27 protein-coding genes are annotated in these 26,429 nt (G+C 63.2%); 13 read left to right on the top strand and 14 right to left on the bottom strand.

The window, feature by feature from the left end; genetic code table 11:
- Window positions 1-35: 35 nt before the first annotated feature.
- Both serS and D0Y96_RS17380 read left to right on the top strand, forming a co-directional pair.
- The gene (gene serS, locus D0Y96_RS17385) at window positions 36-1,397 is read left to right on the top strand and encodes a serine--tRNA ligase (RefSeq protein ID WP_117302432.1); all 1,362 of its coding nucleotides are present in this window, start codon (window positions 36-38) and stop codon (window positions 1,395-1,397) included.
- A 1-nt stretch (window position 1,398) separates the two neighbouring features.
- A complete protein-coding gene (locus D0Y96_RS17380) occupies window positions 1,399-1,761 on the top strand; it encodes a hypothetical protein (protein ID WP_117302430.1) in 363 nt (120 codons plus the stop codon).
- 29 nt (window positions 1,762-1,790) lie between these two features.
- On the opposite strand, the gene D0Y96_RS17375 is transcribed toward D0Y96_RS17380, so the two are convergent.
- The gene (locus D0Y96_RS17375) at window positions 1,791-2,951 is read right to left on the bottom strand and encodes a hypothetical protein (RefSeq protein ID WP_147325115.1); all 1,161 of its coding nucleotides are present in this window, start codon (window positions 2,949-2,951) and stop codon (window positions 1,791-1,793) included.
- 254 nt (window positions 2,952-3,205) lie between these two features.
- On the opposite strand from D0Y96_RS17375, the gene D0Y96_RS17370 reads away from it, so the two are divergent.
- From D0Y96_RS17370 to folD, 3 genes are all read left to right on the top strand, one after another.
- On the top strand, window positions 3,206-3,979 hold the full coding sequence (locus D0Y96_RS17370) for a phenylalanine 4-monooxygenase (RefSeq protein ID WP_252263891.1): 774 nt from the start codon (window positions 3,206-3,208) through the stop codon (window positions 3,977-3,979).
- A gap of 122 nt (window positions 3,980-4,101) precedes the next feature.
- The gene (phoU, locus tag D0Y96_RS17365; RefSeq protein ID WP_117302424.1) at window positions 4,102-4,773 is read left to right on the top strand and encodes a phosphate signaling complex protein PhoU; all 672 of its coding nucleotides are present in this window, start codon (window positions 4,102-4,104) and stop codon (window positions 4,771-4,773) included.
- Between the two features lie 153 nt (window positions 4,774-4,926).
- Entirely contained in the window at window positions 4,927-5,778 is an 852-nt protein-coding gene (folD, locus tag D0Y96_RS17360) for a bifunctional methylenetetrahydrofolate dehydrogenase/methenyltetrahydrofolate cyclohydrolase FolD (protein ID WP_117302422.1), read from the top strand.
- 6 nt (window positions 5,779-5,784) lie between these two features.
- Here the strand turns inward: folD and crcB are convergent, their stop codons facing one another.
- On the bottom strand, window positions 5,785-6,162 hold the full coding sequence (crcB, locus tag D0Y96_RS17355; RefSeq protein ID WP_252263890.1) for a fluoride efflux transporter CrcB: 378 nt from the start codon (window positions 6,160-6,162) through the stop codon (window positions 5,785-5,787).
- Between the two features lie 501 nt (window positions 6,163-6,663).
- Here crcB and D0Y96_RS17350 point away from each other — a divergent pair.
- From D0Y96_RS17350 to D0Y96_RS17325, 6 genes are all read left to right on the top strand, one after another.
- Window positions 6,664-8,040: an aspartate aminotransferase family protein gene (locus D0Y96_RS17350; RefSeq protein ID WP_350449110.1), complete on the top strand. Its 1,377-nt coding sequence runs from the start codon at window positions 6,664-6,666 to the stop codon at window positions 8,038-8,040.
- A gap of 20 nt (window positions 8,041-8,060) precedes the next feature.
- Entirely contained in the window at window positions 8,061-8,735 is a 675-nt protein-coding gene (locus D0Y96_RS17345; RefSeq protein ID WP_117302420.1) for a winged helix-turn-helix domain-containing protein, read from the top strand.
- A complete protein-coding gene (locus D0Y96_RS17340) occupies window positions 8,719-10,248 on the top strand; it encodes a sensor histidine kinase (protein ID WP_117302418.1) in 1,530 nt (509 codons plus the stop codon). The genes D0Y96_RS17345 and D0Y96_RS17340 overlap by 17 nt, the downstream gene beginning before the upstream one ends.
- A 104-nt stretch (window positions 10,249-10,352) precedes the next feature.
- Window positions 10,353-11,414, top strand: a complete 1,062-nt coding sequence (locus D0Y96_RS17335; RefSeq protein ID WP_117302416.1) for a type III polyketide synthase — start codon at window positions 10,353-10,355, stop codon at window positions 11,412-11,414.
- Between the two features lies 1 nt (window position 11,415).
- Window positions 11,416-12,540, top strand: coding sequence for an NAD(P)/FAD-dependent oxidoreductase (locus D0Y96_RS17330; protein WP_158562461.1), 1,125 nt, complete (start codon window positions 11,416-11,418; stop codon window positions 12,538-12,540).
- A gap of 83 nt (window positions 12,541-12,623) precedes the next feature.
- A complete protein-coding gene (locus D0Y96_RS17325) occupies window positions 12,624-13,199 on the top strand; it encodes a YceI family protein (protein WP_158562460.1) in 576 nt (191 codons plus the stop codon).
- A 119-nt stretch (window positions 13,200-13,318) separates the two neighbouring features.
- On the opposite strand, the gene D0Y96_RS17320 is transcribed toward D0Y96_RS17325, so the two are convergent.
- Window positions 13,319-13,594 carry a hypothetical protein gene (locus tag D0Y96_RS17320; protein ID WP_117302410.1) on the bottom strand — a complete coding sequence of 92 codons (276 nt, stop codon included), beginning with the start codon at window positions 13,592-13,594 and terminating at the stop codon, window positions 13,319-13,321.
- 223 nt (window positions 13,595-13,817) lie between these two features.
- Here D0Y96_RS17320 and D0Y96_RS17315 point away from each other — a divergent pair, with 223 nt between their 5' ends.
- Together D0Y96_RS17315 and D0Y96_RS17310 are read left to right on the top strand one after the other, a co-directional pair.
- Complete coding sequence (locus tag D0Y96_RS17315; RefSeq protein WP_158562459.1) at window positions 13,818-14,270, top strand: ComEA family DNA-binding protein; 453 nt, start codon at window positions 13,818-13,820, stop codon at window positions 14,268-14,270.
- 142 nt (window positions 14,271-14,412) lie between these two features.
- The gene (locus D0Y96_RS17310; protein ID WP_117302406.1) at window positions 14,413-14,787 is read left to right on the top strand and encodes a HesB/IscA family protein; all 375 of its coding nucleotides are present in this window, start codon (window positions 14,413-14,415) and stop codon (window positions 14,785-14,787) included.
- 167 nt (window positions 14,788-14,954) lie between these two features.
- Here D0Y96_RS17310 and D0Y96_RS17305 read toward each other — a convergent pair whose 3' ends face one another.
- The 11 genes from D0Y96_RS17305 to D0Y96_RS17255 all read right to left on the bottom strand — a co-directional run bounded on the left by D0Y96_RS17305 (window position 14,955) and on the right by D0Y96_RS17255 (window position 26,314).
- A complete protein-coding gene (locus D0Y96_RS17305; protein ID WP_117302403.1) occupies window positions 14,955-16,133 on the bottom strand; it encodes a hypothetical protein in 1,179 nt (392 codons plus the stop codon).
- A 21-nt stretch (window positions 16,134-16,154) separates the two neighbouring features.
- Window positions 16,155-16,796 (bottom strand): hypothetical protein, encoded by a 642-nt coding sequence (locus D0Y96_RS17300; protein WP_117302401.1) that lies wholly within the window; start codon window positions 16,794-16,796, stop codon window positions 16,155-16,157.
- Window positions 16,796-17,464: a hypothetical protein gene (locus D0Y96_RS17295; protein ID WP_117302399.1), complete on the bottom strand. Its 669-nt coding sequence runs from the start codon at window positions 17,462-17,464 to the stop codon at window positions 16,796-16,798. Before D0Y96_RS17295 ends, D0Y96_RS17300 begins: the two co-directional genes overlap by 1 nt.
- A complete protein-coding gene (locus D0Y96_RS17290; protein WP_117302397.1) occupies window positions 17,461-18,225 on the bottom strand; it encodes a PilN domain-containing protein in 765 nt (254 codons plus the stop codon). The genes D0Y96_RS17295 and D0Y96_RS17290 overlap by 4 nt, the downstream gene beginning before the upstream one ends.
- The gene (locus D0Y96_RS17285; protein ID WP_350449109.1) at window positions 18,225-19,139 is read right to left on the bottom strand and encodes a hypothetical protein; all 915 of its coding nucleotides are present in this window, start codon (window positions 19,137-19,139) and stop codon (window positions 18,225-18,227) included. Before D0Y96_RS17285 ends, D0Y96_RS17290 begins: the two co-directional genes overlap by 1 nt.
- On the bottom strand, window positions 19,139-20,767 hold the full coding sequence (locus D0Y96_RS17280; RefSeq protein ID WP_117302395.1) for a GspE/PulE family protein: 1,629 nt from the start codon (window positions 20,765-20,767) through the stop codon (window positions 19,139-19,141). Before D0Y96_RS17280 ends, D0Y96_RS17285 begins: the two co-directional genes overlap by 1 nt.
- 116 nt (window positions 20,768-20,883) lie before the next feature.
- On the bottom strand, window positions 20,884-22,080 hold the full coding sequence (locus tag D0Y96_RS17275; protein WP_117302393.1) for a type II secretion system F family protein: 1,197 nt from the start codon (window positions 22,078-22,080) through the stop codon (window positions 20,884-20,886).
- Between the two features lie 313 nt (window positions 22,081-22,393).
- Window positions 22,394-23,584 (bottom strand): WD40/YVTN/BNR-like repeat-containing protein, encoded by a 1,191-nt coding sequence (locus D0Y96_RS17270; RefSeq protein WP_252263889.1) that lies wholly within the window; start codon window positions 23,582-23,584, stop codon window positions 22,394-22,396.
- Between the two features lie 174 nt (window positions 23,585-23,758).
- On the bottom strand, window positions 23,759-24,829 hold the full coding sequence (locus D0Y96_RS17265) for a beta propeller repeat protein (RefSeq protein WP_147325113.1): 1,071 nt from the start codon (window positions 24,827-24,829) through the stop codon (window positions 23,759-23,761).
- Between the two features lie 165 nt (window positions 24,830-24,994).
- Window positions 24,995-25,747 (bottom strand): LolA family protein, encoded by a 753-nt coding sequence (locus tag D0Y96_RS17260; RefSeq protein WP_252263888.1) that lies wholly within the window; start codon window positions 25,745-25,747, stop codon window positions 24,995-24,997.
- Window positions 25,748-26,314: a type IV pilin protein gene (locus D0Y96_RS17255; protein ID WP_117302721.1), complete on the bottom strand. Its 567-nt coding sequence runs from the start codon at window positions 26,312-26,314 to the stop codon at window positions 25,748-25,750.
- Between the last annotated feature and the right edge of the window lie 115 nt (window positions 26,315-26,429).

Genomic DNA, 26,429 nt, shown 5'->3' with positions numbered 1-26,429 from the left:
TCCGGGAGACGGGAAGAGCCTGTAATCTGGTAAATATGCTCGATCTCGCATTCGTCCGCGCCGGCCTGGAACAGGTGGAACAGAAGCTCCGCGACCGGGGACAGGACCCCGCCGCGCTGCTGGGTGATTTTCGGAGCCTCGATCAGAACCGCCGCGAGCGCATCACCGAAGCCGAACAGCTCAAAGCGCAGCGCAACAAGCTCAGCGAAGAGGTTGCGCGGCTGAAGAAGTCCGGCCAGGACGCCACCGCCGTGATGGAAGAGACGCGGACGCTGAAGGCGCGTATGGAAGCGCTCGAGGCCGCGGCGTCCGAGGCCGAAGAGCAGCTCCGCGCCATCCTCATGCGCATCCCCAATCTGCCGCAGGAGAGCGTCCCCGTCGGCGCTTCGGAGCATGACAACGCCGAGGTAAAGCGCTGGGGCGAGGTGCCGCAGTTCTCCTTCACGCCAAAGTCGCACTGGGATCTCGGCGAGCAGCTCGGCATTCTCGACTTCGAGCGCGCGGCAAAGATCTCCGGCGCGCGCTTCTCCGTGTACTGGGGCGACGGTGCCAGGCTGGAGCGGGCGCTGATCGGCTTCATGCTCGACATCCACACCCGCGAGCACGGCTATACCGAGGTGCTGCCGCCGTTCATGGTGAACAGCAAATCGCTCTTCGGCACCGGCCAGCTTCCCAAGTTTGCCGAAGATCTCTTCCGCTGCGTCGACGAGCAGGGATACGAGCCGGGCGTCTACCGCGACAGCGACCACTGGCTCATTCCCACCGCCGAAGTGCCGGTGACGAACCTTTACCGCGACGAGACGCTGGACGAGGCGCAGCTCACCACGTCGCTCGTGGCCTATACGCCCTGCTTCCGCTCCGAGGCCGGCTCTTACGGCAAGGATGTGCGCGGCATCATTCGCCAGCACCAGTTTCAGAAGGTGGAGCTGGTGAAGTTCACCCGGCCCGAAGACAGCGAGGCCGAGCACGAGAAGCTGACCGCGCATGCCGAGGCGATTCTGGAGCGGCTGAAGCTCCCCTACCGGCGCATGCTGCTCTGCACCGGCGATATGGGCTTCAGCTCGGCGAAGACCTACGATCTGGAGGTCTGGCTGCCCGGCCAGAGCCTGTATCGCGAGATCTCTTCCTGCTCCAACTTCGAGGCCTTTCAGGCGCGCCGCGCGAATATCCGCTACCGTCCGCGCAGCCAGTCGAAGAGTGCTCTGCTGCACACGCTCAACGGCAGCGGCCTGGCCGTGGGGCGCACCTGGGTCGCCATCGTCGAGAACTATCAGCAGACCGACGGAACAGTGCGCATTCCCGATGCGCTGGTACCCTATATGGGTGGCCAGACGGTCATTGAACCACGCATGGAGCCGCGCATGAAACAGCCGGCCACCGGAGCAGGGGCGAAGTAACGTGAGTGTCGGACGAACGCTGAAGAGCTATCTCTTCTGGACATACGAGCGGGGCAGCTTTCACTACGACGTGATGGTGACGCTGATCCTCGCCTTCCTCTTTGTGACGCCGCATCTGTGGGATTACGGCGACCGCCCCGTCCCGCCACGGTCATCGAGCGAGATCGGCGTGCAGGTCACCGCGAAGGGCTTCATCTATGAGATTCCGGCTGCGCGGGTGCATGCGGATTCGTCCACGCCTCTTCAGAGTGCCCTCCAGCAGCAGATCATGCCGGTCTCGGGACCGGTCGCCATCGACCGCTGGGAGCCGGTAAAGGACGCGCACGGTCATCTGACCACGTGGCGCGTCTGGGCACACCGGTAAACGAATCCTTTCCCGTCGCTCCCGGACGTTCATCTTCCGGGCGGAACAGGCCTGATGGCCTCACGGCCGGCAGAGGTGAGACTGCCGCAGCGATAGACGCTGTCCGAATCCGGCTGCTTCGACCAGGGATCGGAGTTCCACGAGAAGAGATCGATGCCCGTCAGGCGGCGCTGCGCGGCGAGCGCCGTGAAGTCGCCATACATCTCCTTCACCAGAAGCGTCCGTGCCGCGTCATTCAGCGGGCACGAGAGATTCGGATTCGGAAAGCCCCATTCGGAGACCCAGCAGGGTTTGCCGCCCGGAGTGCCGGGGGCGCGGCATTCGGCGAAATCGACCGTATTCAGGCGAGCCGTGCGTCTGGCCGCGGCTGCGGGGTCTCCGGGGTGATCGCCGGAGGGATACGAGTGGATTCCATAGGCATCGACGAGTGAATCGAGCCCGTTGGCGCGAAGAAAAGCGATGGTCGCAGGCAGGCTGACCATATCTTCCTTTTTGTTGTTATAGAGTTTGCCCCCGTCCGGGGCCGCGACCAGCCCGGCCAGAATGATGGGCGTGTTGCGGTTCAGACGGGAGTGATCGCGCACTTCCTTCAGAACGGCGAGGATCTTCAGATACTGAAGAAAGCCTTTGGCGATCTGCTTTCCTTCCGGGTCATGAGAGAGATCGGAGAGGCTGAGGATTTTGCCCTCGCCGGGCAATGGAAACTCGGAGTTGAATGCGGCCCAGTTGATCTCGTTGCCCAGCTCAGCCCCGGCCAGCGTGATGCCGTTGGCGTCCAGCAGATCGAACATGGACTGGAATGCGGCTTTGGAGAGGGCGGGATCTGCGGAAGACAAAGGAGGACCGCCCCACATCAGTGGAAAAAGAGCCGGGCGGTAGGGTACCGACGGAGCGTTGGGCGGGTACGCGGCACTGAGGCCGAGCTGGATATGAATGCCGAGCGCGGCGGCTCGCCTGGCATAGTCGATGCCCTTCGCGTCGGCTGTGATGCCGCAGCGGATGACGTGGACACCGGCGGCATGAAGTTGCGCCAGGACGGCATTCTGGTCGGCAACGCCGGCTCGCATGGGATTGACCACGTTCACGCCGACGACGACGCTCTGCGCACGAGCCGGGGAGGACAGCGCCAACACAGGAACCGTCAGAATTGCGAAGATCAGGGCAGCGCCATATCGCATCACACCAGGCATGAGCTCTCTCCCGGGAACAGGCTGGATCACACAGGTGCAAACCCTGGCCTTTCTCCGCAGGTGTCGGTCGAAGTGCGAAAACCCGGTAAAAAAGCTGTCGAGCCCGGCTTCACAGCCCCGTGGTCTCGATCGCCGGTGATGCGGGGCCGCGAATCCGGTTCACCCACTATCGAAGCGCGGTGCCTGTTTGACACCTCTGCCGGGCCGGTGTCATGCTCGGGAGTTTTGCCGGGGGTGTACTCGGGATGACTCCGATGCCTTCTCCATTAACCGTGGCCGAGCCGTACCTGATTCAGCAGGACTGGCAGGCCTATACGCCGGAGCAGCATGCTGTCTGGGCCGAGCTGGTGAGCCGCCGCATGCCGCAGCTCCATGAGCACGCCTGCGAGGAATATCTCGACGGCTTTCAGCAGATCGGGCTGCGCGAGGACTCGATTCCTGACCTCGCCGAGGTTAACCGCCGCCTTGGCCCGCGCACCGGCTGGAACGCGACCCCGGTCAGCGGCTTTCTGCCGCCCGACGCTTTCTTCGAAATGCTGGGCGCGAGAAAGTTTCCCACCACCACCTGGCTGCGCAGCCGCGATTCGCTCGAATACACGCCGGAGCCGGATATCTTTCACGACGTCTTCGGCCACGTGCCCATGCACGCCCATCCCGTCTTCGCCGATTTTTTGCAGCACTACGGCCGCGTCTGCTTCGGCCTGATGCACGATAAGGAAAAGCTCGAGAAGATGGGCCGGCTCTTCTGGTTTACGGTCGAGTTCGGCGTCATCCGCCAGAAGGGAAAGATCAGGCTCTACGGCAGCGGGCTGATCTCCTCGCATGGCGAATCGAGCCATCTGATCAACAGCTTTAAAAACGGGGGAGCGAAGAGCGGCGCCGGCCCGGAGATTCGCGACTTTAACCTCGATCAGGTGATGCATCAGCAGTTTCTGGTCTCGGAGATGCAGAAGGTGCTCTACGCCGTGGAGTCCTTCGATCAGATTTACGAGGCGGCGCAGGAGGCCGAGCGGCGGCTGGCCGACTGATCGCTCCGGCCCTGAAAAGTTCCCGTTTGTGCAAAAAAAAACCTCTTCTTCTCTGTCTCTTAGAGAAAATTTGCAGTTTTCTTACACGCCGTGTTGCACAATGCAGTTTTGGGGAAAATATTTTGCCGCGTATCCATTTCCATCTGCAACTTGCGGAGCTGAAGGACAAGCTGCTTGCTATGGCGGCGCTGTCGCAGCAGGCCGTTGAATCGGCTGTCGATGCTTATCTGCTGCGCGATGCGGGAATCTGCCAGTATGTCCGCGAGAACGAGACGGCCATCAATTCCGCGCACCGGGAAGTGGACGAAATGGCCTACGATCTGCTGGCCAAAGAGCAGCCCATGGCCATCGATCTGCGCTTTATCCTCGCCGTCATCAAGATCAACGGCGATCTGGAGCGCATCGGCGATCAGGCGATGAGCATCGCCGTGCGCACGCTGGAGCTGATGAAGTCGAGCCGCGCGGAGCTGCCCGTGGACATCGCCGGCATGAAGGATTTTGCCGGCCGGATGATCCGTGCCGCGCTGCAGGCGCTGCTGGAAGGCGATGCCCATGTGGCCGAGTCCGTGCTGGAGATGGATGACGAAATCGATCGCATGAACCGCGTCGCGAAGAATGACCTGACTGTGGTCATTCAGGAGCGTCCTACCTGCGCCGAAGAGGCTCTGCAGGCCATTCTGGTGGCGCGCGGCCTCGAAAGAATCGCCGACCACGCAACCAATATCGCCACCGACGTGATCTTCTGGATACGCGGCGCCGATGTACGCCACCAGCTCAGCCTGGCCATCGACTGAAGCCGTCCCGCAGGTCTCGGAGTTGTGCGCGTCCCGCGGACGGTTGTGGCAATTTCAGTGTTTTCGATGGGCCGGTACAACGTGCCGTCGAAACGCGATGACGCTTTTCTCAGCCCTGAGCCCTGAGCCCTGTTCTTCCGTACACTGGAAGATATGGCAGGAATGGTTCTCGACGGCAAGGCATACGCGAAGGAGCTTGAAGGCGAACTTCAGGCGCGGGTCGAACAGCTTCAGAAAAAGACAGGCGGGGAGCCGCCGATTCTGGCCACGATCCTCGTGGGCAGCGATCCGGCCTCGGCGACCTATGTTCGCATGAAGGGCAATGCCTGCCGCCGCGTCGGCATGGAGTCGCAGAGCGTCGCGCTGCCGGAAGAGACCACCACCGAAGAGCTGCTGGCAACGATCGACGAGCTGAACGCCAGCCCGCGCGTGCGCGGCATTCTGCTGCAGCATCCGGTGCCGAAGCAGATCGAGGAGCGTGAATGCTTCGACCGCATCGCCATCGAGAAGGATGTGGACGGCGTGACCAGCCACGGCTTCGGCCGCATGGCCATGGGCGAGGCGGCTTATGGATCGGCCACGCCGGCCGGCATCATGCGTCTGCTGAAGCGCTACGGCATTGATCCGTCAGGGAAGGAAGCCGTCGTCGTGGGCCGCAGCCCGATCCTCGGCAAGCCCATGGCCATGATGCTGCTGGGCGCAAACGCGACGGTCACCATCTGCCACTCGCGCACGAAAAATCTGGCTGAGATCGTGCAGCGCGCGGAGATCGTCGTCGGCGCGGTCGGCAGGCCGGAGTTCATCAAAGGCAGCTGGATTCGCGATGGCGCCGTCGTCGTCGACGCGGGCTACCATCCCGGAGGCGTGGGCGATATCGAGCTGAGCGCGGTCATCGATCGCTGCTCGGCCTGGACGCCGGTGCCCGGCGGTGTGGGACCGATGACCATCGCCACGCTGATCGCGCAGACCGTCGAGGCCGCCGAGAAGGCCGCAGGCATCGCCTGAGTCCGCTCAGGCGAAGAGGCCGCCGGCCAGGGTGCCGAGCCATACCGCGGCGAAGCCGATAATGATGCTCATCCCCAGATAAAGCAGAGCGGTCGACGGCTGCCCGTGCTGAAAGGCGCGCAGCGTCTCATACTCGAAGGTCGAGAATGTCGTGTACGCGCCGACAAAGCCGATGGGGATGGCCAGCCGCCATTCCTGCGGCAGGCGCAGGTGCGTGTCGAGCACCGTCAGCGCGAGGCCGATGATGAAGCAGCCGCTCATGTTGATGAAGAACGTGCCGTACGGAAAGCGCGTGCCCAGCCACTCGAAGATCCACAACCCGACCAGATAGCGGGCGATCGAGCCCATGGCTCCGCCCAGTCCAACCCAGAAAAGCTTCATCATCCGCCTGCTCCCTTCGGCGCGCAGCGCACGCCGGCCGTGACCGCATCGCGGCCGCAATCGCTTCAGAATTTTGGGTGAGCTTCCGGCGCAAAACACGACTCCGCGACGAAATACTCGTCAGGAGTCATTGGCTGCCGGCAAGGGACAGCGGTTAACCAGCCATAGCTGGCCAGGCGAACTCCTCCACCTGTCTTTTCAGAATGAGCGCAGCGGCGGGAGCCCGTCAAGGGCGGCAAAGCCTGGAGGGTCCAGGAGTGAAATCCGCGTCGGCGCGCACCGGTCTGTCCGATCCATCGGAGTGTGCAGAATCGTGACGAGAACGGATATGTGCAACCGTCGCCGTTGCATATTTTCGACAGGAATTGCGGTTCGGCGCTTACCTTGCGCATCCCTTTGAGTCCAAAGACGAAACCTGATCCGGGGCCGAAGATTACAGGTTTGTCATCCCACCGCAGGGATTGGACAGAACACCTCGATAGGCTCAAAGTAGAGGACCTTGTCGTGACGAGCACCGGCGCACCGGCGGAGATGACTGAGACAGAGGCGCAGAGCGCCTATACGCAGCACGTGAACCCTCAATGGGTGCGTCTGCTGAACCTGCTTGAGATGAATGCGGAATACGTGCGCTGCCGGGGCGAAAAGCTGGAGACGGCTGATGGCCGTACCATCCTCGATTTCCTCTCCGGATACTGTGTCTACAATGCCGGGCACAATCATCCGCACATCGTTGAGGCGTTGTATGCCGAGCTTGGACGCTGCGGTCCTTCCATGCTGCAGAGTCATGTGGCGGCTTCGGCGGGCGAGCTGGCGGAGCAGCTTTGCCGACGCGCGGGAGGCCGCCTGAACAAGGCGTATTTCTGCAGCTCGGGCAGCGAGGGTGTGGAGACGGCCATCAAGTTCTCGCGCGCCTTTACGGGGCGCAGCGGTCTGCTGGCAGCCCGTGGGGCCTTCCACGGGCTAAGCTGCGGCGCGCTGGCGCTGATGGACAATGGTTTCTGGTCGGAGGGCTTCGGCCCGCTCATTCCTGGCGTGGAGTTCGTCCCCTTCGGCGATCTCGCTGCGCTGGAGCGCCGGCTGGCTGCAAAGAAGCATGCAGCGCTCATTCTTGAGCCGATCCAGGGGGAGGGCGGTATCCTCGTGCCGGGCCGGGAATATCTCGAAGGAGCGCAGCAGCTCTGCCGCCGCTGCGGCACACTGCTGGTCATAGACGAAGTGCAGACCGGTCTCTGGCGTACCGGACGCTTTCTCGCCGGCCATCATTACGGGCTTGACCCGGATATGGTCATCCTCGCCAAAGCGCTCAGCGGCGGGCTGGTGCCGGTGGGCGCGGTGCTCATGACCGACGATATATACGACAGCGTTTACGGCTCGCTGCGCCGCGCCATCGTGCATACTTCGACGTACAGCGAAAGCGGGCTGGCGATGCGCGCCGGGCTGGCCACGCTGGAAGTACTGGAGCAGGAGCGGATGGGAGAGCGTGCGCTGGCTTTCGGCGAAGTCTTCCGGCAGCGCCTGCGCGAGGTATGCTCTAAATACGAAATGGTGGCCGAGGTCCGCGGCATGGGCTTCTTTACCGGCATCGCATTCAAAGCGCCGAAGTCACTCGGGCTGCGCCTTTCGTATGAGGCTTTTCATCGCATCCACCCCGCCATGTTCGGCCAGATGCTGGTGATGCGCATGTATTGCGATCATGGCGTCCTGACACAGATTTGCGGCAACGATTTTTCAGTGCTCAAGGCCGCGCCGCCGCTGAACGCCGAAGAGGAAAGCCTGGACCATTTTGTTCGAGCTATCGACAATGTGCTCGATCTCGTCCATTCATCCAGACGCTTCTGGCGGGATGCGCTGCACCTGGCAACGCGCGCGATAAAGATTTAAGGGAAGAAAGGCAGGGCCTCATGCGGTTGCTGGTGGTCGAAGACGACAAAACGATTCGTGAATTTCTGGTAAGGGCACTCGGCGAAGCGGGATTTCGCGTGGATGCGTCAGGGGAAGCAGCCGATGCGGAGAAGCTGTCGCTGGAGGGTGTGCACGACGCCATCGTCGTCGATCTCACTCTGCCCGACATGGATGGTCTGGAGCTGATTCAGCGCATGCGGGCGCAGGGCGTAGCCGCGCCGGTGCTGATTCTCTCCGCCCGCCGCTCGGTGGACGAGCGTGTGCTGGGCCTCGAGCGCGGCGGCGACGATTATCTGACCAAGCCCTTTGCCGTGGCCGAGCTGCTGGCGCGGCTGCGCGCTCTGCTGCGGAGAAGCACCGCCGGCCAGCCGGAGGCGGTCCGGCTGCGTGTCGCCGACCTTGAGCTCGATCTGATCCGTCGCGAGGCGAAACGCGGCGGCGTGGAGCTGCAGCTTACGCAGCAGGAGTTCGGCCTGCTCGAGTACCTGTGCCGGAATGCGGGACGCGTGGTGACGCGCGCCATGGTGCTCGATCATGTATGGAAGATGCGGATCGATACATCCACGAATATCGTGGATGTGCACATTCATCGTCTGCGCAACAAGGTGGACCGGAATGCCGAGCGGCCTCTGATCCGCACCATGCGCGGAGTGGGTTATGTTCTCAAGGATTAGCCGATCCTTCTACCGCACCGCGGCATGGAGGCTGGCGCTGGGCAGCACGCTGGTCTTTGCCGCCGGCTGCGCGCTGATTTTCTGGGCCATGTACGTGCTGGTCGCCGGAACGGTGCGCGAGCGCAGCGACTCCTGGCTGGTGGGGGAGAGCGAGACGCTGAAGCAGGTGGCGCTGACCACGCCCCGCGATGCGTTGTATGACCGCATCGTCGAAGAGGTCGCCGAGCTGGCGACGCAGGAGATGGCCTACGACAGCCGGGGAAATCGCACCTCGGGCAGCACCGTCTTCTTTGCCGAGTATGACGCCTCTGACAATCTGCTGGTCTGGGTCGGGCCGAAGGACAATCAGCAGTTCCTCGCGGCGATACAGAAGATGAACCCGCGCAACGCCGCACCGGCCTCGCTCGAGATTCACGGCTGGCGCTCGCCCTTTCGCGTGGTCATGGTGCCGATGAGCGGCGGCGACGGGCACGTCTGGCTCGGTCTTCAGGACGCGAACGCCGCGGAGATGCTCAACCGTCTGCTGATCCGCTTTATCCTGGGCTGGGTCTTCATGGTGGGCCTCGGCTTTCTGATCACGCTGCTGGGGCTGCGCAGGATGCTGAAGCGGGTGGACGCGATCACGGGAACGGCGGCGAGCATTCGCACCCACGATCTGAGCACGCGCGTTCCGGTCGGCATGCAGCAGGATGAGATCGCGAGGCTGGCGCGCACCTTCAACAACATGCTCGAACGCATCTCGGCGTCGGTGAATCAGCTGCGCACGCTTACCGATTCGGTGGCGCACGATCTGAAGAGTCCGATCACCTCGGTGCGCGGAAGCCTCGAGATTGCGCTGTCGCTCGAAGACGAAGAGTTCTCGCGCGATCTGGTGGCGAAAGCCATCGAGAGTCTCGATCATCTGTCGGGAGTGATCACCACCTCGCTCGATCTGGCGGAAGCGGAGGGCGGCGCGCTGCATCTGCACGTCGAGAAGGTGGACCTCGCGGAACTGGCGGGTCGCGTGGCGGAGTTATATGCTCCGGCCTTTGCCGAGAAGCGCCAGAAGCTCAGGATAGAGGTCGATCGTCCTCTTCCCGCAGCCGTCGATGTACAGCTCTTTACCCGCCTGCTGACCAATCTCATGGAGAATGAGCTTCGCTACGCGGGCGAAGGCGCGCATGTCACCTTTTCCGTGACGTCGACGGATGGCATGGCACGAGTGCGTGTGACCGATGACGGGCCGGGATTTGCCGCCGATCTGCTGCCGCGCATCTTTCAGCGTTTCGCGAAGGGAAGCAGATCGGAAGGACACGGCCTTGGGCTGGCCTTTGTCAATGCCGTCGCCGGCGCGCACGGAGGAAGAGCTCTCGCGCAGAATCGCTCGGCCGATGCCGCCGAGCACGGAGCCTGCATCACGATTGAAATGCCGCTCACACCAGGCGCAGCGGCTGCGGACGGCATTGTATTCAGCAGCGAAGAGTCAGAAAATCCGGCATCGTCCGGGGGCAATGTCAGAGAGTTGTCAGTATGAAGTAATAGTCATTGCGCCGACGATCCACATTCACTCAGGCATCTTATGCTTGCACTCAGGTATCTTCTCTGAGCATAAAGGGCAGAGGAGGAACCAGACTGCTTATGCATATTGTCAGCACTTCCACCGAATATCCGCCGCACTACTTCACACAGAGAGAAGTGCTGAACGCGCTGCTGAAGCACTGGGGCGCGGAGCTCGACAATGCTGCTGTGCTCGAGCGGCTGCATCTTCGCACCGGCGTCGATGGACGCTACTTCTCACGGCCTCTTGAAGAGTACGAGGCGCTTGATACCTGGGGAAAAACCAACAATGTCTGGATTGAAGTGGCGGAGGAGCTGGGCGAGCGCGCCCTGCACTGCGTGCTTCGCCAGTGCGGTCTCGCTCCGCACCAGATCGATGCGCTGTTCTTTGTCTCTGTCACCGGCGTAGCCAGTCCGTCGATCGACGCGCGGCTGGTGAACCGCATGAAGCTCTCGCCGCATATTAAGCGCAACCCGATCTTCGGACTGGGCTGCGTTGCCGGCGCGGCGGGACTGGCGCGGGTTGCCGATTATCTTCGCGCCTGGCCGGATCATGTCGCCGTGCTGCTCTCGGTCGAGCTCTGCTCGCTCACCTGGCGGCGCGACGATCTCTCGGTTGCGAACCTCATCTCATCGGGGCTCTTTGGAGACGGCGCCGGCGCCGTTCTCGTCGCGGGCGACAAAGTCGATCTTCCCGCAAAGGGCCCGCGCATCGTTGCCAGCCATCAGGTCTTTTATCCGGACACGGAGGACGTGATGGGCTGGGATATCTCCGAAAAAGGATTCCGCATCGTTCTCTCGCCCGATGTGCCGAAGGTGGTGCGCGAAAATCTGGGCCGCGATGTCGACGCGTTTCTCGCCACGCAGGGGCTGACGCGCAGCGATATCGGCTCATGGATCATGCACACCGGAGGGCCGAGGGTGCTGGAGGCATCGGCCGAAGCACTGGGCATTGAAAGAAGCGCGCTGGAGGTCTCCTGGGAGGCGCTGCGGCGTGTGGGCAATCTCTCGTCGGCATCTGTGCTGGTGGTGCTGGATGAAGTCATCAGGCGGCAGCGTCCGAAGCCGGGAACGCGCAGCATTCTGGCTGCGATGGGGCCTGGCTTCTGCGCTGAGATGCTGTTGCTGGAGTGGCAGGAGTAAGTTGAAGCAGAGCTGCGATGTGCTGATTGTGGGCGGTGGCCCTGCCGGTCTGGCAGCGGCGATCGCCCTGCGGCTGCGCGGCGCGGATGTGCTGGTCGCCGATGCACTGCAGCCTCCCATCGACAAGGCTTGCGGCGAAGGACTGATGCCGGACTCGCTCGATGCTCTGAGCCGGCTCGGTGTCGATCTGCCTCCCGATGCCGGAGCGCCCTTTCGGGGCATACGATTCGTCGATGAACGCTCGTTCGTCTCCGCTGAGTTCGGCGGCGGCAGGGCAGGACTCGGCATTCGCCGCCTCACTCTGCACTCGCTGCTGGTGCGGCGCGCTGAGGAGGCGGGTGTCCGCACCGCATGGGGCAGCCCCGTGGTGGTGCAGAACGGCCTTCCCATTCGCGTCGGCGGCGAGCGCTGCCGCTATCAGTGGCTGGTGGGAGCCGATGGCCACGCCTCGCGGGTGCGCTCCTGGGCCGGTCTTGAGGATCGCACGTTAAAGCATCGCCGCTTCGGCTTTCGCATGCACTACCGTGTCCGGCCGTGGAGCCCGTATGTCGAGATTCACTGGAGTGATCTCGGCCAGGCGTATGTGACGCCGCTGAGCGAGCAGGAGGTCTGCGTCGCTGTCGTCTCGCGCTTTCCCGAGCGTGCCCGTGTCCGCGAGTTCGTGAACAGCAATCCGCTTCTGCGCGCAAGACTCTACGGAGCCGAAGCCACCACACGCGAGCGCGGCGCGATCACCACCAGCAGCCGCCTGCGCCGCGTGGTGAGCGGCAATGTCGCGCTGGTCGGCGATGCGTCGGGATCGGTGGACGCCATTACCGGCGAGGGGCTGGCGGTAGCCTTCCGGCAGGCGGCGCTGCTCACGGAATCCATTGCCGCGGGCGATCTCGCGCGTTACGCCTCACAGCATGCCGGCACTCTGCGCGTGCCGCAGACCATCGCCGCGGCGATGCTGCTGATGGATCAGCGGCCCTCTCTGCGCAGGCGGGTGCTGCGGGTATTCGCCGAGCGTCCTGCGCTCTTTCAAAAGCTGCTGACCGTGCATCTCAGAGAAGAACCGCTGCCGAAGCTCCTCCTCCGCTATGGACCGGAGCTCGGCGCGCGGCTGTTGCTGGCCGGTCAGTTCTGACCCGGAAACGGAAACCGTCGAAACGGAGACCCAAAACGGAGACACAGATGCGCCCCATTTGCCTTCGCTTCAGATTTGCCTCGATGTGTGCCCTTGCTCTGCTGGCCTGCTTCGTGCCGGCCGCCGTCGCTCAGTCCACATCGCAGGTCACCGTGCATCTCGATCCGTCGCAGACGCAGATTCACTGGACGCTGCAGGGCAATATGCACACCGTCCACGGAACCTTTCAGCTCAAGGGCGGGTTGATCACCTTCGATCCGGCCTCAGGCGTCGCCGAGGGAGAGGTCCTTGTCGATGCAGCCAGCGGCCAGAGCGGCGAGGGCGCGCGCGACCGCCGTATGCAGAGCGACGTGCTCGAAAGCCCGCGTTATCCGCAGATCATCTTCCATCCGCAGAAGGTTTCAGGAACGGTGAAGCCGGGCGATGCGCAAAACGTAACCGTGGACGGCACATTTACGCTCCACGGAAAGGATCACCCGCTCACGCTTGCGCTGAAGGTCGAGGCCGATGCCGGCGGACACGTGACGGCATCGACGCACTTCGTCATCCCTTACGTTGCCTGGGGCATGAAAAATCCGAGTAATTTTCTGTTCCGCGTGGATAAGGAAGTGGCGATCGATGTGGAAGCGAAGGGAACTGTGGAAGGTCTGAAGCCGTAAGCTGCCGCCTGGGAGAGAGCCTCCTGGCGGTGGTGCCGCCCCTGCTGCCGGAAGGCGATTCAGACCATCGCGAATCGCCCTTCCGGAGGTCGGAGCGGAGAGAGCAGAGCTGCCGGAAGCTAGTTCAGATGCTGAATGGCATCCCAGACATATATGCCCAGAATCCCGGCGGTCATCACGCAGGTGGCTCCAATGGAGACACGCACAAAGGGCTGAATTTTATCGATCCGTTTCAGGATAGCGGCCTGTGCTGATTTCTGGTGATCCTCGGCCGGATCGAGGAAGAGCTGATCTTCTTCGTAGCGGGTGAGCGTTCCACGATATGCGAGAAGGATCAGCAGGATGCTTAAAACAACGGCCCACACGATCCATAAAACGGGCATATAGCTAACCATATAGCGCCTCAGGATTCGGAATTGAGCCGGCTCTGATACCGAGCGGGTCCGGAGTGATTGCCCCAGGCTCGGGGGGTAGGAGGTGCCGTTCGAGAAGCATATTAGTCCCATTCAAAGCGGCTGAACAGCGGGATTTTTGATGCCGCGCATCTTCTCTGGCAACTCCTGCGGGCAGAATGGATTCCATCTGCATGTATCAGGATCGGAAACAGGAGAGTACGCGATGATTCCCGGAAAGCGAACGAAGCTGATAACCCAGTGTCTGGTGGCGGCGGTGCTGTGCTTTGCCGTCGTATGGATCTCGGCGTGCAACGATCATCACCCCTCTGACCAGCAGTTGCAGCAGCAGGCGGCTCACGCAACCGAGCAGGCGAAAAAGGACGCACAGAATGCGGCAGCCAATGCCCGGGTCGCCGCGGCCGAGGCGGAGCGCAGGCTGGACGATATTGCCTCGGGCTTAAAGCAGGGGCTGCACAACGGCAAAGATGCCCAGGGGCATATCGACATCAACTCCGCCAGTCTGGATGAGCTCGAAACGCTGCCCGGCATGACGGAGGCGCGGGCGCACCGCGTGATCGCCCACCGGCCCTATGACGCGACGCACGATCTGGTCGGCAAGGGCATCGTAACCGAGGCCGAATACGACCGGATTTCAGGGAGGATTGTGGCCGACTGAGGCGTACTTCGCGCGTTTTTGATCCGTCTTCCCTGCATCGGAATGCATTTTGTCTCATCTAAAAGAGGCAAGCGTGTATCCTTCCTGCATCAGGCATTCCGGGGTACACTGGAAGAAGCATCTCTTCGAGGAGAATTGATTCATGGCCACCATTGCTGCAGCCACACCGGAAATCGTTCAGCCTAAGGTGAATCCAATCCATCTCACCGATACCGCGGTCAGCAAAGTACGCGAGATTATGGCGACCCAGGACCCGCTGCCGGCAGGGCTTCGCATCGGCGTGGTGGGTGGCGGCTGCTCCGGCTTTCAGTATTCGATGTCCTTCGAGAATCAGTCGGGCATGATGGACAAAGTCTTCAGCTTCGACAGCCTGAAGGTCTTCGTCGATGCGACCTCGCTGATGTATCTGAACGGCTGCGTCGTCGATTACGTCGAGACCCTCGAAGCGGCGGGCTTCAAGTTCGAGAACCCGAACACCAAGAGCACCTGCGGCTGCGGCTCCTCCTTCAGCGTGTAACGCGCGTTTTTTCAGCGAATCGGCCTCCGGTGCCCGCGGCTTCGGAGGCCATCGTGTTTGCAGGCTTAGATTTTCAGCCCCGTTTTCAATTCCCGTTTTCAGACTCAGAGATGCGCGAGTCCATTTCGGCGGAACGATGCATCAGCTCCGGATGTCAGTTTTGGGTGTCAGTTCTGGCTGGAGGGCGGATTCGACGTGCCGGAATTTCCCGAGCTTCCCGAATTTCCCGAGGACGAGCCGCTGCCGGAAGAAGAGCTTCCTGATAAGCCTCCGACATTGCTCGGGCCGTTGCCGAATCCATTCGAGTTGCCAAAGCCATTGGAGCTGCCCGACGAGCCGAAGGGCGTGGTTCCCGAGCCTGTGCCGAAGCCGGTTCCGGTGCCGGCTGAGTTGTTGATGTTCCCGGCTCCGCCCAGCAGGCTGGCGGCGGCGCGCATCTGATCCTCGACCGGATCGTAGATAAACTCCCACTGGTTATAGTGCTTCTGCTTTTTGTACTCGATCAGCGAGGCTTTGGTGCTGGGGCTGACGACGCCGACAAACGGTCCCACGCCAAATCCCGATCCCGAATCGGAGCTGCTGCCGAAGCCGCTCCCCGATGTTCCCGTGGAGCCGCCGGGCGACGAGCCCGTCGAGGAAGAGAACGGACTGTTCGACGAGCCGGAGCCGAACGAGCTTCCCGAAGAGCCGGACCCAAACGAAGAACCCGATCCGAAGGAACTCCCGGACCCGAAGGAAGAGCCGGACCCGAAGGAAGAGCCCGATCCAAACGAGCTTCCCGACCCGAAGGCGCTTCCATTCGTTCCGGACTGCGTGCCCGAGCTGCCCGTACCGGAGGTGCTGCCATCCGTACCGTTTCCCGTGCCATCCCCCGTGCCGTTTCCAGAGGTGCTGCCGTCGGTCGAGACTGGAACGACGGCGTAAATATTGCTGCTCGACACGCCGATGCCCGCTGCGCCCACCCCGCCGATCGACAGCGGCTTTCCGAAGAAGCCGAGAGGGTGCAGATGCGCCTGTCCCATCATCACGAGCTTCCAGTCGTCCTTGCCGGTGATGGGGTCGGTATAGCGCCTGCGCAGAAAACGAATCTGGTTGGTGTTCACCAGTTGATCGACGGACGTGGGGTAAGCGCCGAATTTCTTGTAATAGAGCTGGATGGCGCGCTTGTACTGCTCGCCCCGGTGGATCAGCTCTTCTTCCCGGTCGCGCTGAATGGACTTTGCGATCTGCGGAATCGCGATGGTGAGACCGATCATCAGCAGCGCGACGAGAAAGAGCACGGCCAGAAGGACGAAGCCCGACTCCGGGTGCGTTTCGCGATGATCGGACTGTGAGGCAAACGGCATAAAAACGGCTCGGGGACCGCCTCAGCTCTGCACAAGCGGAAGCGTCTGTGTGTTGTTGTAGAGCAGGTCGGTGACCTCGATGGACATCGGATTGATCTTCAGCACGCGGTAATGATGATCGACCACATCGCCCTCAGCGGCGATGAAGATATCGTCTCCGTGAATCAGAAATGCTTTGCGGTGTCCGCCTTCGGCCTCGTAACCGAAGAAGCGCAGCGCGATAGGCGGCGGCGGAGGCGGTCCCATCTGCGCAACGGCCGCCGGGGCTGCATTGCCATTCGGACGCACCGGGCCGCGCACGGCCTCGATGACTGCCGGGACGGAGTTCATCGAGAAGATGTTGCGGCCGTTGCCGGAATACTCCAGCGCTTCCGCTCCCGCCATCACCTCGGGATGCAGCGTGGGATCGAGGCTGGTAAGGCTCACCGGCACCTTCAGGGCATTGCCTCCAGGCTCTGCAGCCGTCGTAGCCGCCGCCGGAGCGGATGAAGCGGATGCGGGAGCAGCGGCAGGCGCCGCCGCCGGTGCCGAGGCCGCAGGAGCAGGGCTGCTGCCGCCGAAGAACTGAGTTGCCTCGTAGATGGCCACAATCACCAGCACAGCCAGAAGCACGCCCAGGATCGCGACCTTTTTCTTGTTCTCGAAGCCGGATTTCAGCGCCATCAGCGGCTCTCCTTGTCTGCAACCGGCTGTACGGCGGCTCCGGTCTGCGCGGCCCCGGTCTTCGAAGTCGTGGTCTTCGCAGTCGCGGTGTCGCTCAGCGGAGCAGGCGGCAGATCGGTGGCGTTCGAGCGCAGCCAGGTATTGACGCGCAGGCGCAGATTCACCAGCCCGGCCTGCTGTCCGCTGAAGGCGAGACCGCTCACGGTAAAGAAGACATGGTTCTTGTCGCGCTCCAGATCGTTGATAAAGTGCATCAGCTGCGTGTACTGGCCGCTGAGGGCGGCGTCGATGCGCACCTCGGTGAGAGCGTCGATGGCCGGGGTGGGCGTGTACTCCGCGTGCGAGAGGCGCACCTGATCCTTCACCGCCAGCGTGCCCAGCTCCTCGACCACCGTCGAGTAGTTGGGGGCGATGCGGCGCTCATAGAAGCGGTCCGCGTCGCGGCGGGACAGGTCCACCTTCTGCGGCAGGCCCTGAATATGCGACATCTGCGCCTGCAGCTGACCGTAGTGAAGCTGCTCCTGCACGAAGGCCTCGGACTGGTCGGAGCGGATGGCGTTCCACGCGAAGACGAACTTCACGCCGACGATGATATCGAGCAGCAGAATCACGGCGAGGCCGGCAATATGCAGATTGAGCAGCGTCAGCAGCGAGCGCAGGCGGTTCATGGATGCCTCCTGGCTGCCGTGCCCGGCCGGTTTGCCGGGCGGCTTCCGGAAGGCCCGGCAGGAGCGGGCGCCGGCGTGAGCGACAGCCCGGACTTCTTCTCCGTTTGTGCCGGCGCATCCTGCGGCGCCGTCTGGTCTTTCTGATCCGCGTCTTCATCGCCGGTGATCGGCAGCGGGCGGTAGTCGGCGAGGATGTCAAAGCTGACATCGCTGTTCGCGCTGATGTTCTGTACGGCGTTCTGGATTCCCTGTGCGGCGGTCATCGATTCCGCCGCCAGACGAGGCGAGGCGAAGTGCTTCGACTTTTCGAGGTTGCGCACCAGATCGACGGCGCGGTCGCGTCCGCCGCTGACGCGCATGCGGATAGTGACGTGGCCGTTGGGCGCGACGATCGGCTCGATGCTCTGCACCTGCACGCCGGCCGGGAGCACGGTCTCCAGATCGGTCATCGTCGCCGTCCACGAAAAGGCCTTGTGGCGGAAGAGATCGTTGAGGAAGTTGGCCTGGGTCAGGATGGAGGCATTCTGCGGCTGGCGCATCAGCGCCTGGTAGCTCTGCTCCTGCTGCTCCAGATGCTGCACGTGGCTGTGAACGGCCTCCACGCGGGCCGTGGCCTCGCGCGCCTGGCTCTGCTCGCTGTGCAGCAGAAACCACAGCGCCCCGCCGAAGAGCGCCAGGATGAGCATCCAGAGGCGCAGACGGCTGTAGACGGGCCGCAGCTCGATGTAGGGACGGGTGGCGAGATTGACGGCGATACGCATCAGCTGGCAAGCGCTCCTGTCACGCCGGCAACGATTCCTTTGGGCAGGGCTCCGGTTACGCCGGTCGACGGCGCGGGAGCGAGGTCGCGGATGCGCGGCATGCGCTCCTCGAAGATGCTGCCGAAGGCGCGGGCAAACTCCGCCGCTCCTCCGGGGCCGGAGTAATAAACGGTCGTGGGCGGCGTATGCAGCGTGTCCTCGAAGTAGGCGATGGCCACCGAGACGATCTCCGCCATTTCGCGGAAGGCGCTCTCGTCGGCGGGCAGCTCCTGCATGCGGTGCAGCAGCAGCTCGTTGCCGCGGGTGATGGCAGTGGTGACGAAGAGGCCGTTGCAGTGCAGCACCAGGCACGCTTCCTCGTCGGCGGGCAGCGCGGCCAGCGAGGCCAGCGTGCTTGAGAGCACGACGCCGGGCTCGAAGCGCGCGGCGCGCACCACGGACTCGTACTCGGCGAGGATCGGCGCGGGCATGGCGACGACCATCACGCGAAGCTGCTCCTCGGTGCGGGCCATGATCTGATAACTGATCGCTGCCTGCTCGGCCTCAAAGGGCAGCAGCTTGCGCAGGCGGAAGCGGAGGATCGGAAGCGCCTCCTGCGCTTTGGCCGGCAGCGTGTCGAAGTCGAGCAGCAGCACGCGCACCGCCGCGTCGGGCACGACGATGGTCAGGTTCCGCTCCCGCGCTCCGGCATCGGCAAGCGCCCGCTCCAGCGCCGAGGAGACCGCGGCCGGGTCGGTCAGGTTGGCAGACTTCCAGCCAGGCTGCACCGTGCCGCGCTCGAGCGGCGCAAACGAGAACGCCTCCGGAATACTCGGCGCGCCGCGCGCGACCACCACGCCTTCGGGCGCGATCTCGCAGGCCAGATGCGGCCGCAGCTGCGGGTTGGGTCGAAACGGGTTGAAGTCGATCGCCACTATCGGAATGCCTCGATGAAGGTCACCTTGTTGATCTCTTTAAGAGTCGTCAGCCCGCGGCGCACGCGGTCCAGCGCCGATTCGCGCAGGAACTGCATGCCTTCCTGCTGCGCCAGACGGCGGACCTCGGAGCTGGGCTTCTTTTCCAGAATGATTTCACGAATCGGATCGGTCAGGTCCAGCAATTCGTGAATGGCGGTACGGCCGCGGTAGCCGGTGCCGCCGCACTCGATGCAGCCGGCGCCCTCGCGAAAGCGGAAGCCGCGCCACTCCGCCGGATCGAGCCCGCTCGACGCCAGCGTCTCCTCGTCGTACTCCACCTCATGCGCGCAGTAATCGCAGATGGTGCGCACCAGCCGCTGGGCGAGAATGCAGTTGAGCGCGGAGACGAAGTTGTAGGCCTCGACGCCCATGTTCAGGAAGCGGCCCAGCACGTCGACCACGTTGTTGGCGTGCACGGTGGTGAAGACGAGGTGGCCGGTGAGCGCGGAATTGATCGCGATCTGCGCCGTCTCCTGGTCGCGGATCTCGCCGACCAGGATCTTGTCCGGGTCATGGCGCAGAATCGAGCGCAGACCGCGGGCGAAGGTCAGCCCCTTCTTTTCGTTCACCGGAATCTGCGTGATGCCGCGGATCTGATACTCGACCGGGTCTTCGATGGTGATGATCTTGTCTTCCTCGCTCTTGATCTCGTTGAGCGCGGCGTAGAGCGTCGTCGTCTTGCCGGAGCCGGTCGGACCGGTGACCAGCACCATGCCGTACGGCTCGCGAATGTAGCGGCGGAAGCGCTTCAGATCCTCCTCGGCGAAGCCCACCACGTCGAGGGTGAGCTTGCGGAACTTCTCGCTCATCGACTCCTTGTCGAGCACGCGGAGCACGGCGTTTTCGCCATGCACCGTCGGCATGATCGAGACGCGGAAGTCGATCAGGCGGCCCTTGTAGCGCACCCGGAAGCGGCCGTCCTGGGGCACGCGGCGCTCGGCGATGTCGAGCTCGCTCATGATCTTGATGCGCGACAGGATGGTCGAGTGGTGCTCGCGGGCGATCGGCGCCATCGCCGCCTGCAGCACGCCGTCGATGCGGTACTTGACCAGCACCGAGTCGTCGAAGGTCTCGACGTGCACGTCGGAGGCGCGGCGCTCGAGCGCGGTGAAGATCGTCGTGTCGACCAGGCGGATGATCGGGCTGATGTCCTCTTCCGAGGTCAGCTTCTCGATCGAGATCGTCTCGTCGGAGCTGTCCTCGGAGGAGAGCACATCGAAGGTCATGCCCTCGGAGGCCTCATCGAGCACGCGCTGCGACTGCTCGGTCTTCTTCAGCAGATCGGTGATCTGCGAGAGCGTGGCCACGCGCGTCGCAATGCGCTGGCCGAGCAGGCTCGAAATCTCGTCGAGCACCATCAGCCGGCTCGGGTCGCTGACCGCGATCAGCAGCCGGTCGCCCTGCTGCTCCAGCGGCACGAAGTTGTAGCGGAACATCATGTCCACCGGCACGCTGCGCAGCACATCGTGCTGAATGCGGAAGTTCTTCAGATCGACGAACTCGCAGCGGTACCGCTTCGCCAGCGTCTGCGCGAGAGCCGTCTCGTCCTGTTCGGTGGGAAGCGTAAGTATGGGCGCCTGTGCCATCTGTGAATCCTTGTAAAGCAAAAAACCGTAAAGCAAAAAAACGGTAAAGCAAAAAACGAAAGCGAAAAACCAACCCGGTGACCGGCCGCTGCCGGAAAATCCCTGCCCGAGGCGCGCTATCTCCCCAGGCTGCTGGCGTTGGCCAGCGAAACGATGGGCAGATAGAGAGCGATAAGAATAATGACGACGACCACGCCCATCACGATCAGAATGGCCGGCTCGATCAGGGCCATCGCCGCGCTCAGGGCCGTCTGTACATCCTCCTCGAAGAACTCGGCGACGGAGTTAAGCATCTGCGGCAGCGCTCCGGTCGACTCGCCCACCTCGATCATCTCGACGGAAAGCTCGGGGAAGACCTTCGTCGATTCGAGGCTCTTCGCCAGCCCCTTGCCTTCGCGCACGCTGGTCACCGCTCCGAAGACGGCCTTGCTGATGCGCTTGCTGGCGATCGAGCGCGCCGCCGTCTCGAGCGACGGCACCAGCGGAATACCGCCGGTCAGCAGCGTCGAGAGCGTGCGCGCAAAGAGCGCCACCTGATACTTCAGCCAGATTTTGCCCAGCACCGGCAGGCTGATGCGCACGCCGTCGATGCGGTCGGCCCCGGACTCCGTATGGCTCCAGCGCCAGATGCCGTAGATCACAAGGGCCAGCGCCGGAATGATGTAAACGATGTAATGCTGCGTGCCTTTGCCGAGCGCCAGCAGCGCCAGCGTGATCGAAGGCAGCTTGGCGTCGACCTGGTCGTAGAGCTTGGCGAACTGCGGCACCACGAAGGTGATCAGAAAGATGAAGAGCCCGAAGACCAGGGTGATCAGCAGCGCCGGATAGATCAGCGACGCGGTCAGCTTCTTGCGGAAGGTCAGCGTCATGCGCTGAAAGGCCAGATAGCGGCCCAGCACCTCTTCGAGGTTGCCGCTGCGCTCCCCGGCCAGCAGCGTGGTGGTGTACATCAGCGGAAATCCGCCCTGGGCGTCGAAGGCCGAAGAGATCGACTCGCCGGTGCGGACGCGGGCGGCGACATTCTGCAGCTGGCCGGCAAAGCCGGGGTTCTTCTGGCTCTTCGCCAGCATTTCGAGCGAGCCCAGAATGGGCAGGCCGGCGCGGACGAGGGTCAGAAACTGCTGGTTGAAGATGAGGAAGGTCTCGAGCTTCGTCTTGCGGCTGCCGCCGGTCAGGCCGCGCGGCTTGACGGAGTAGACATGGTAACCGGCCTGGGAGAAGCGCTGGCGCACCTCCTCGGCCGAGGAGGCGGACTGTACCTGCTCCCGCACGTGGCCCCGCTCATCCGCCAGCCTGATGACAAATTCCGCCATGATCCTTCACCCCGCCGGACATGCTCGCCGGGAGCCCGAACAAACCCGCCGGCCGGAAATCCGGCTCCGGCAAAGAAATGCGTCCCTTTTTCAAGGGTACCAGTTCGCGCCATGTACAGGACGCAGGGGGAGGGGAATTCGCTCGGGCCGGAAAGAGGGAAGTACCGATTGGGGAAGGCTGTCCCGAAGTGATGCATCTGCAGGAGATGCGCCCGCCATGCCGAGCCAGCTCCCGCTGCCTGAACGATCCCGGTCTACTCCGGACGAAGCCTTTCAGCCTCTGCCGGGCGAAAGGCTTTCGCGGCCGGAGAGCTTACGGGTGCTTCAGCGTCTCCGGGTCGAGGCGGGCGATGCGGCCATGCGGTCCGACGATCCACGGCAGGCTGATCGCATTCCAGCCGCCCCCCTCCGGAGTCGAGTCGAGCGGCTGCCAGGTCCTGCCGTCGTCATGGCTGATATCTGAGCCGTTCGGTCCCGCCGCGATCCAGGCTCTGGCCTCCGCATCCCAGGCGACCGACGAGCGGTAACCGTGCGGAGGTTTGACTGCGGCCGTCCAGTGCGCGCCGCCGTCGGCGGTCCAGGCGGCGGTTCCGGCCGTTTCATCCGGCTTCTGGTAGTCGCCGCCTGCCGCTATGCCGTGCTGCGCGTCGCGAAAGGCAATAGAAAAGAGGCCGGAGGTCGCATTCCCGCTCGCCAGCGGCACCTCCGCGCTCTGCCAGTCCGTCCAGGGAATGCCGCAGGAGTGAGAAAACGGATCGATCGCGCCGCCGCAGAGCCCGGCGGGCACAATCCATGGCTCGTACTTCCGGCGCAGCACCCGGTCATGGCTGGTGCCGAGCCACAGCCATCCATCCTGCGCAGCCATCGAGCTGTTGCTGGCGGCGAAAAAGGCTTCCTTATCCAGCGGCTGCAGGTTCTTTCCCGGCTCTCCGGACTCGGGATCGACCACCGGAGCCCAGATTTTGCCTCCGTCCGCCGTCACCCGAATCCGGAAGGTGAAATAGCCGCCTTCGACCGGATTGATCCCCGGGCTCCCATGCGCCGGGTCGCCAAGCACGATCCCATGCTCCCGATCGACGAACAGCAGCGCGTCGTAAAACCCGTCTTTTTCCGGATTCGTAAAGAGCAGCGTCCAGTGCGAGCAGCCATCGGTCGTCTTATAGAGCCGCGACTGGCCGCCGGGGCCGCTCGACATCACGACCGCCGTGTTCCCGTCCCACGCTTTGATCCCGCGGAAGTCCAGCTTCTCTGCGCCGGGAGGCACGGCGCAGGCCTGCCACATGTACCCGGCATCCTCCGTCCGCAGCACGGTGCCGTTCGTCCCGCTCGCCCATGCCACTCCGCCGCCCACCGCGTCCACCCCGCGCAGATCGGCCGTGGTCCAGCTTTGCTGCGCATCCCAGGGAGACGCCGACGCAGGAGCAGCCGCCTGCTGCGCAGTGAGAAGGCATGGTCCGGAGAGCAGCGCGAGTGCGGAGACGATCGGCAAAAGGCAGGACTTCATGCGAAAAGCATATCGCGAAGGAGAAGTTGCCAGTTCTCAGTCTTCAGTGATCAGTCCCCCAGCTCCCAGCTCTCCAGTCTCGAGTACTCTCTCCCGTCTCCGGTTCCAGGCACTGTGGACTGAAGACTGAGCACTGTTCTCTGTGCCCTGCGCCCTGTACTCTGCGCCCTGCCCTCACCTCTTCTTTTTCCTCAGCTGATCCAGATCGATCTTCGCAATGCGCCCGCCGGGACCCACCACCCAGGGCAGCCCGAGCGCCGTCCAGTTATCGCTGCCGATCGATGTCCAGCTGCGCCCGTCGTCGTAGCTGATATCGGCGCCGTTCGGTCCGACCGCGATATATGCCTGGATCTCATCGTTCCACTGCACCGCCGAGCGGTAGCCGTGCGGAGGATTCTTCGACGCCGTCCAGTGCTGGCCGCCGTCGTCGGTCCAGGCCGCCGTCTGCGCCGGCACTTCGGGATGCGCAAAGTCGCCGCCGACGGCAACGCCGCGGCTGGCGTCGCGAAAGTCGAGCGACGCGATGCCCTGGGAGGCAGTCGTTCCGGCGATGGGCACACGCACGCGGCGCCAGGTGCCGAGCACTCTGGTTTGAGCGGCCAGCGTGGTCGACAGCACATCGGCCTCGCCCGGTCCGCTGGTGCCGAAGCGAATGCCCCAGTCCGGATCGGCGGCCAGAGCCGAATTGCTGGCCGGAATCACGCCCTGGCGCGAGATCAGCTCCGTCTCGGCTTCGAGCGTCCATGACTCGCCGCCGTCTTTCGTGTCGAGCAGCACAAACTGGCCTCCGACCGGATCGCCCACCAGATATCCGTACTCGTTGTCGATGAAGCGCATCACGTCCCAGTAGCCGCCGCTGGCCGGGTTGACGTACAGCAGACGCCAGTGTGCGCAGCCGTCCACGGATTTATAAAGGCGCGAGAGATTTCCCTTGCCGCTCGACATGGCCAGGATGGTCGTGCCGTCGAAGGCCTGAATGGCGCGGAAGTCGAGACCCTGCCCGTCGGAGGGCGCCGGGCAGGCCTGCCACGTCTTGCCGTCATCCTCGGTGTGCAGAATGGTGCCGTTGGCGCCGCTGACCCAGGCCAGTCCGCCGCTGAGGGCGCGAATGGCGTGCAGGTTCACGCTGGTGCCGCTCGATTCGAACGTCCAGAGAGCGGGTCTGGCTTCGGGTGCGGAGCGTTGTGCGGAGGAAAAAGAGGCGAGCGCGAGAACTGCGGACAGAAGAAACAGCGGTCGATTCACGGAAAACATCATAGAACAGGACTCAGGGCACAGAGCACAGGGCTCAGAAAATCAAAAGCGTCATCTGGATGAGATGGAGCTTCTGCTTTGGTTTTGATTCGCAAAAACTCACAAATATCGCGCAGGCATTCACGCCCTGCGCCCTGTGCTCTGCGCCCTGTTTCTCTACATCGGCTGCATGCCGGTTACCACGTGCACTCCGGGCGGCGGCGTGAAGAGGAACTGGGAATCTGTCACCGGAACATTCGGATGCTCATCGGCGAAGGTGAAGGTGTTGAGCACGCCGTCGGTCTCTTCGATCTTCATCGCCTGAATCGTGCCGTCGGCGGTCACCGTAAGGCTGAGCGAGGAGACGCGCTGCTCCATGCCTTTGGGAACGCCCGAGAGCACGTACGTGCCGTCCTCGCCGGACGTCATCAGCAGATGGCCCAGCTCTTTTTCGAGCTCCGTATGGCCCAGCAGAAAGCGCAGCGGCGAGTGCAGGTCGTCCAGGTCTTTGGCCGGGATGCGCTGCGCCTCCGCGCTGCCCGGCGCATAGAAATAGCCGTCGTGGCCGTCCAGCACGAAGAGCTTTCCCGCAGGCTCCGAATATGTCCACCGCATCTTGCCTGAGAGCCGCAGCGCGCCTGCCTTTTTGAGCAGCAGCACGCCCGACTCCCGCCGGTGCATGCCCATGCCTTCATAGGTCTGCGTAAAGTGTGCTTCGAGTGAGTGCAGCGAGTTGTAATGATGATCGACGCGCGAGGCCAGAGCTGCGGCGGCCGGCTGCTGGCTCCACGCAGGGAAGGCCGAAGTCAGCAGCAATATCGCGGCGAACAGCGCCTTCCGCTGCGCCCGCATCGCTGTGAAAGCGGTGCGGACGGCAGAGGAGAAGAAGGAATGTCCGGCCGGCTCCGGTCTCTGTGGAAGCTCCGGCATCTACTGAATGGGAACCGTGCAGTTGGTTCCGCCCGAGGGGTCCGACTTGATCTCTCCGGCCATATCCATGCAGAAGCCGCGATGGCCCGTCTTGCCGACGGCCTGAGGCACGGCGGTGACCTCGAAGCCGGTGAACATATCCTGGTTGTTGACCGTCGTCTTGGTGCAGTTCACCAGGTTGAAGGTGTATCCCGACTTCTGGCCGCCGGTGAGGTCGGTCTGCAGCAGCTCGGCCTTCTGCGGGCTCGGAGCGCCCGAAGACGAATCGCCGCCGAGGGTCTGCAGCGAGCAGGCGAAGCCGTTGGCGGGATAATTGGTCTGGTACTGCAGCTCGGCCTGGTAGACGGCGCGCAGCGACTGAATCGCTGAAGTCTCGTCCGCCTGGCTGCGCAGGTTGAGCATATTGGGAATGGCGATCAGCATCAGGATCAGCATGATCGAGATCACGATCAGCAGCTCCATCAGCGTAAAACCGCCTTCACGGCGTGCGTAACCGGCCTCTCCGCAAAGGAGATCAGCATGGCGCCGGCGGCGCAGCAACAGGGCAAAAACAGAATTCGGCTTCATGGTCTGCACAGACTTTCCCGGCGAAACTCCGCCAAACAAAATCCTAAAGGATACTGACGCAGAGCGAAAGGGAATCGCTCATCGCCACAAATTCGTGAGACGCCTGCGCCGTCGA

The sequence above is a fragment of the Paracidobacterium acidisoli genome (assembly GCF_003428625.2).
GTDB lineage: Bacteria > Acidobacteriota > Terriglobia > Terriglobales > Acidobacteriaceae > Paracidobacterium > Paracidobacterium acidisoli.
This window is presented reverse-complemented; position numbering and strand designations above follow the sequence as displayed.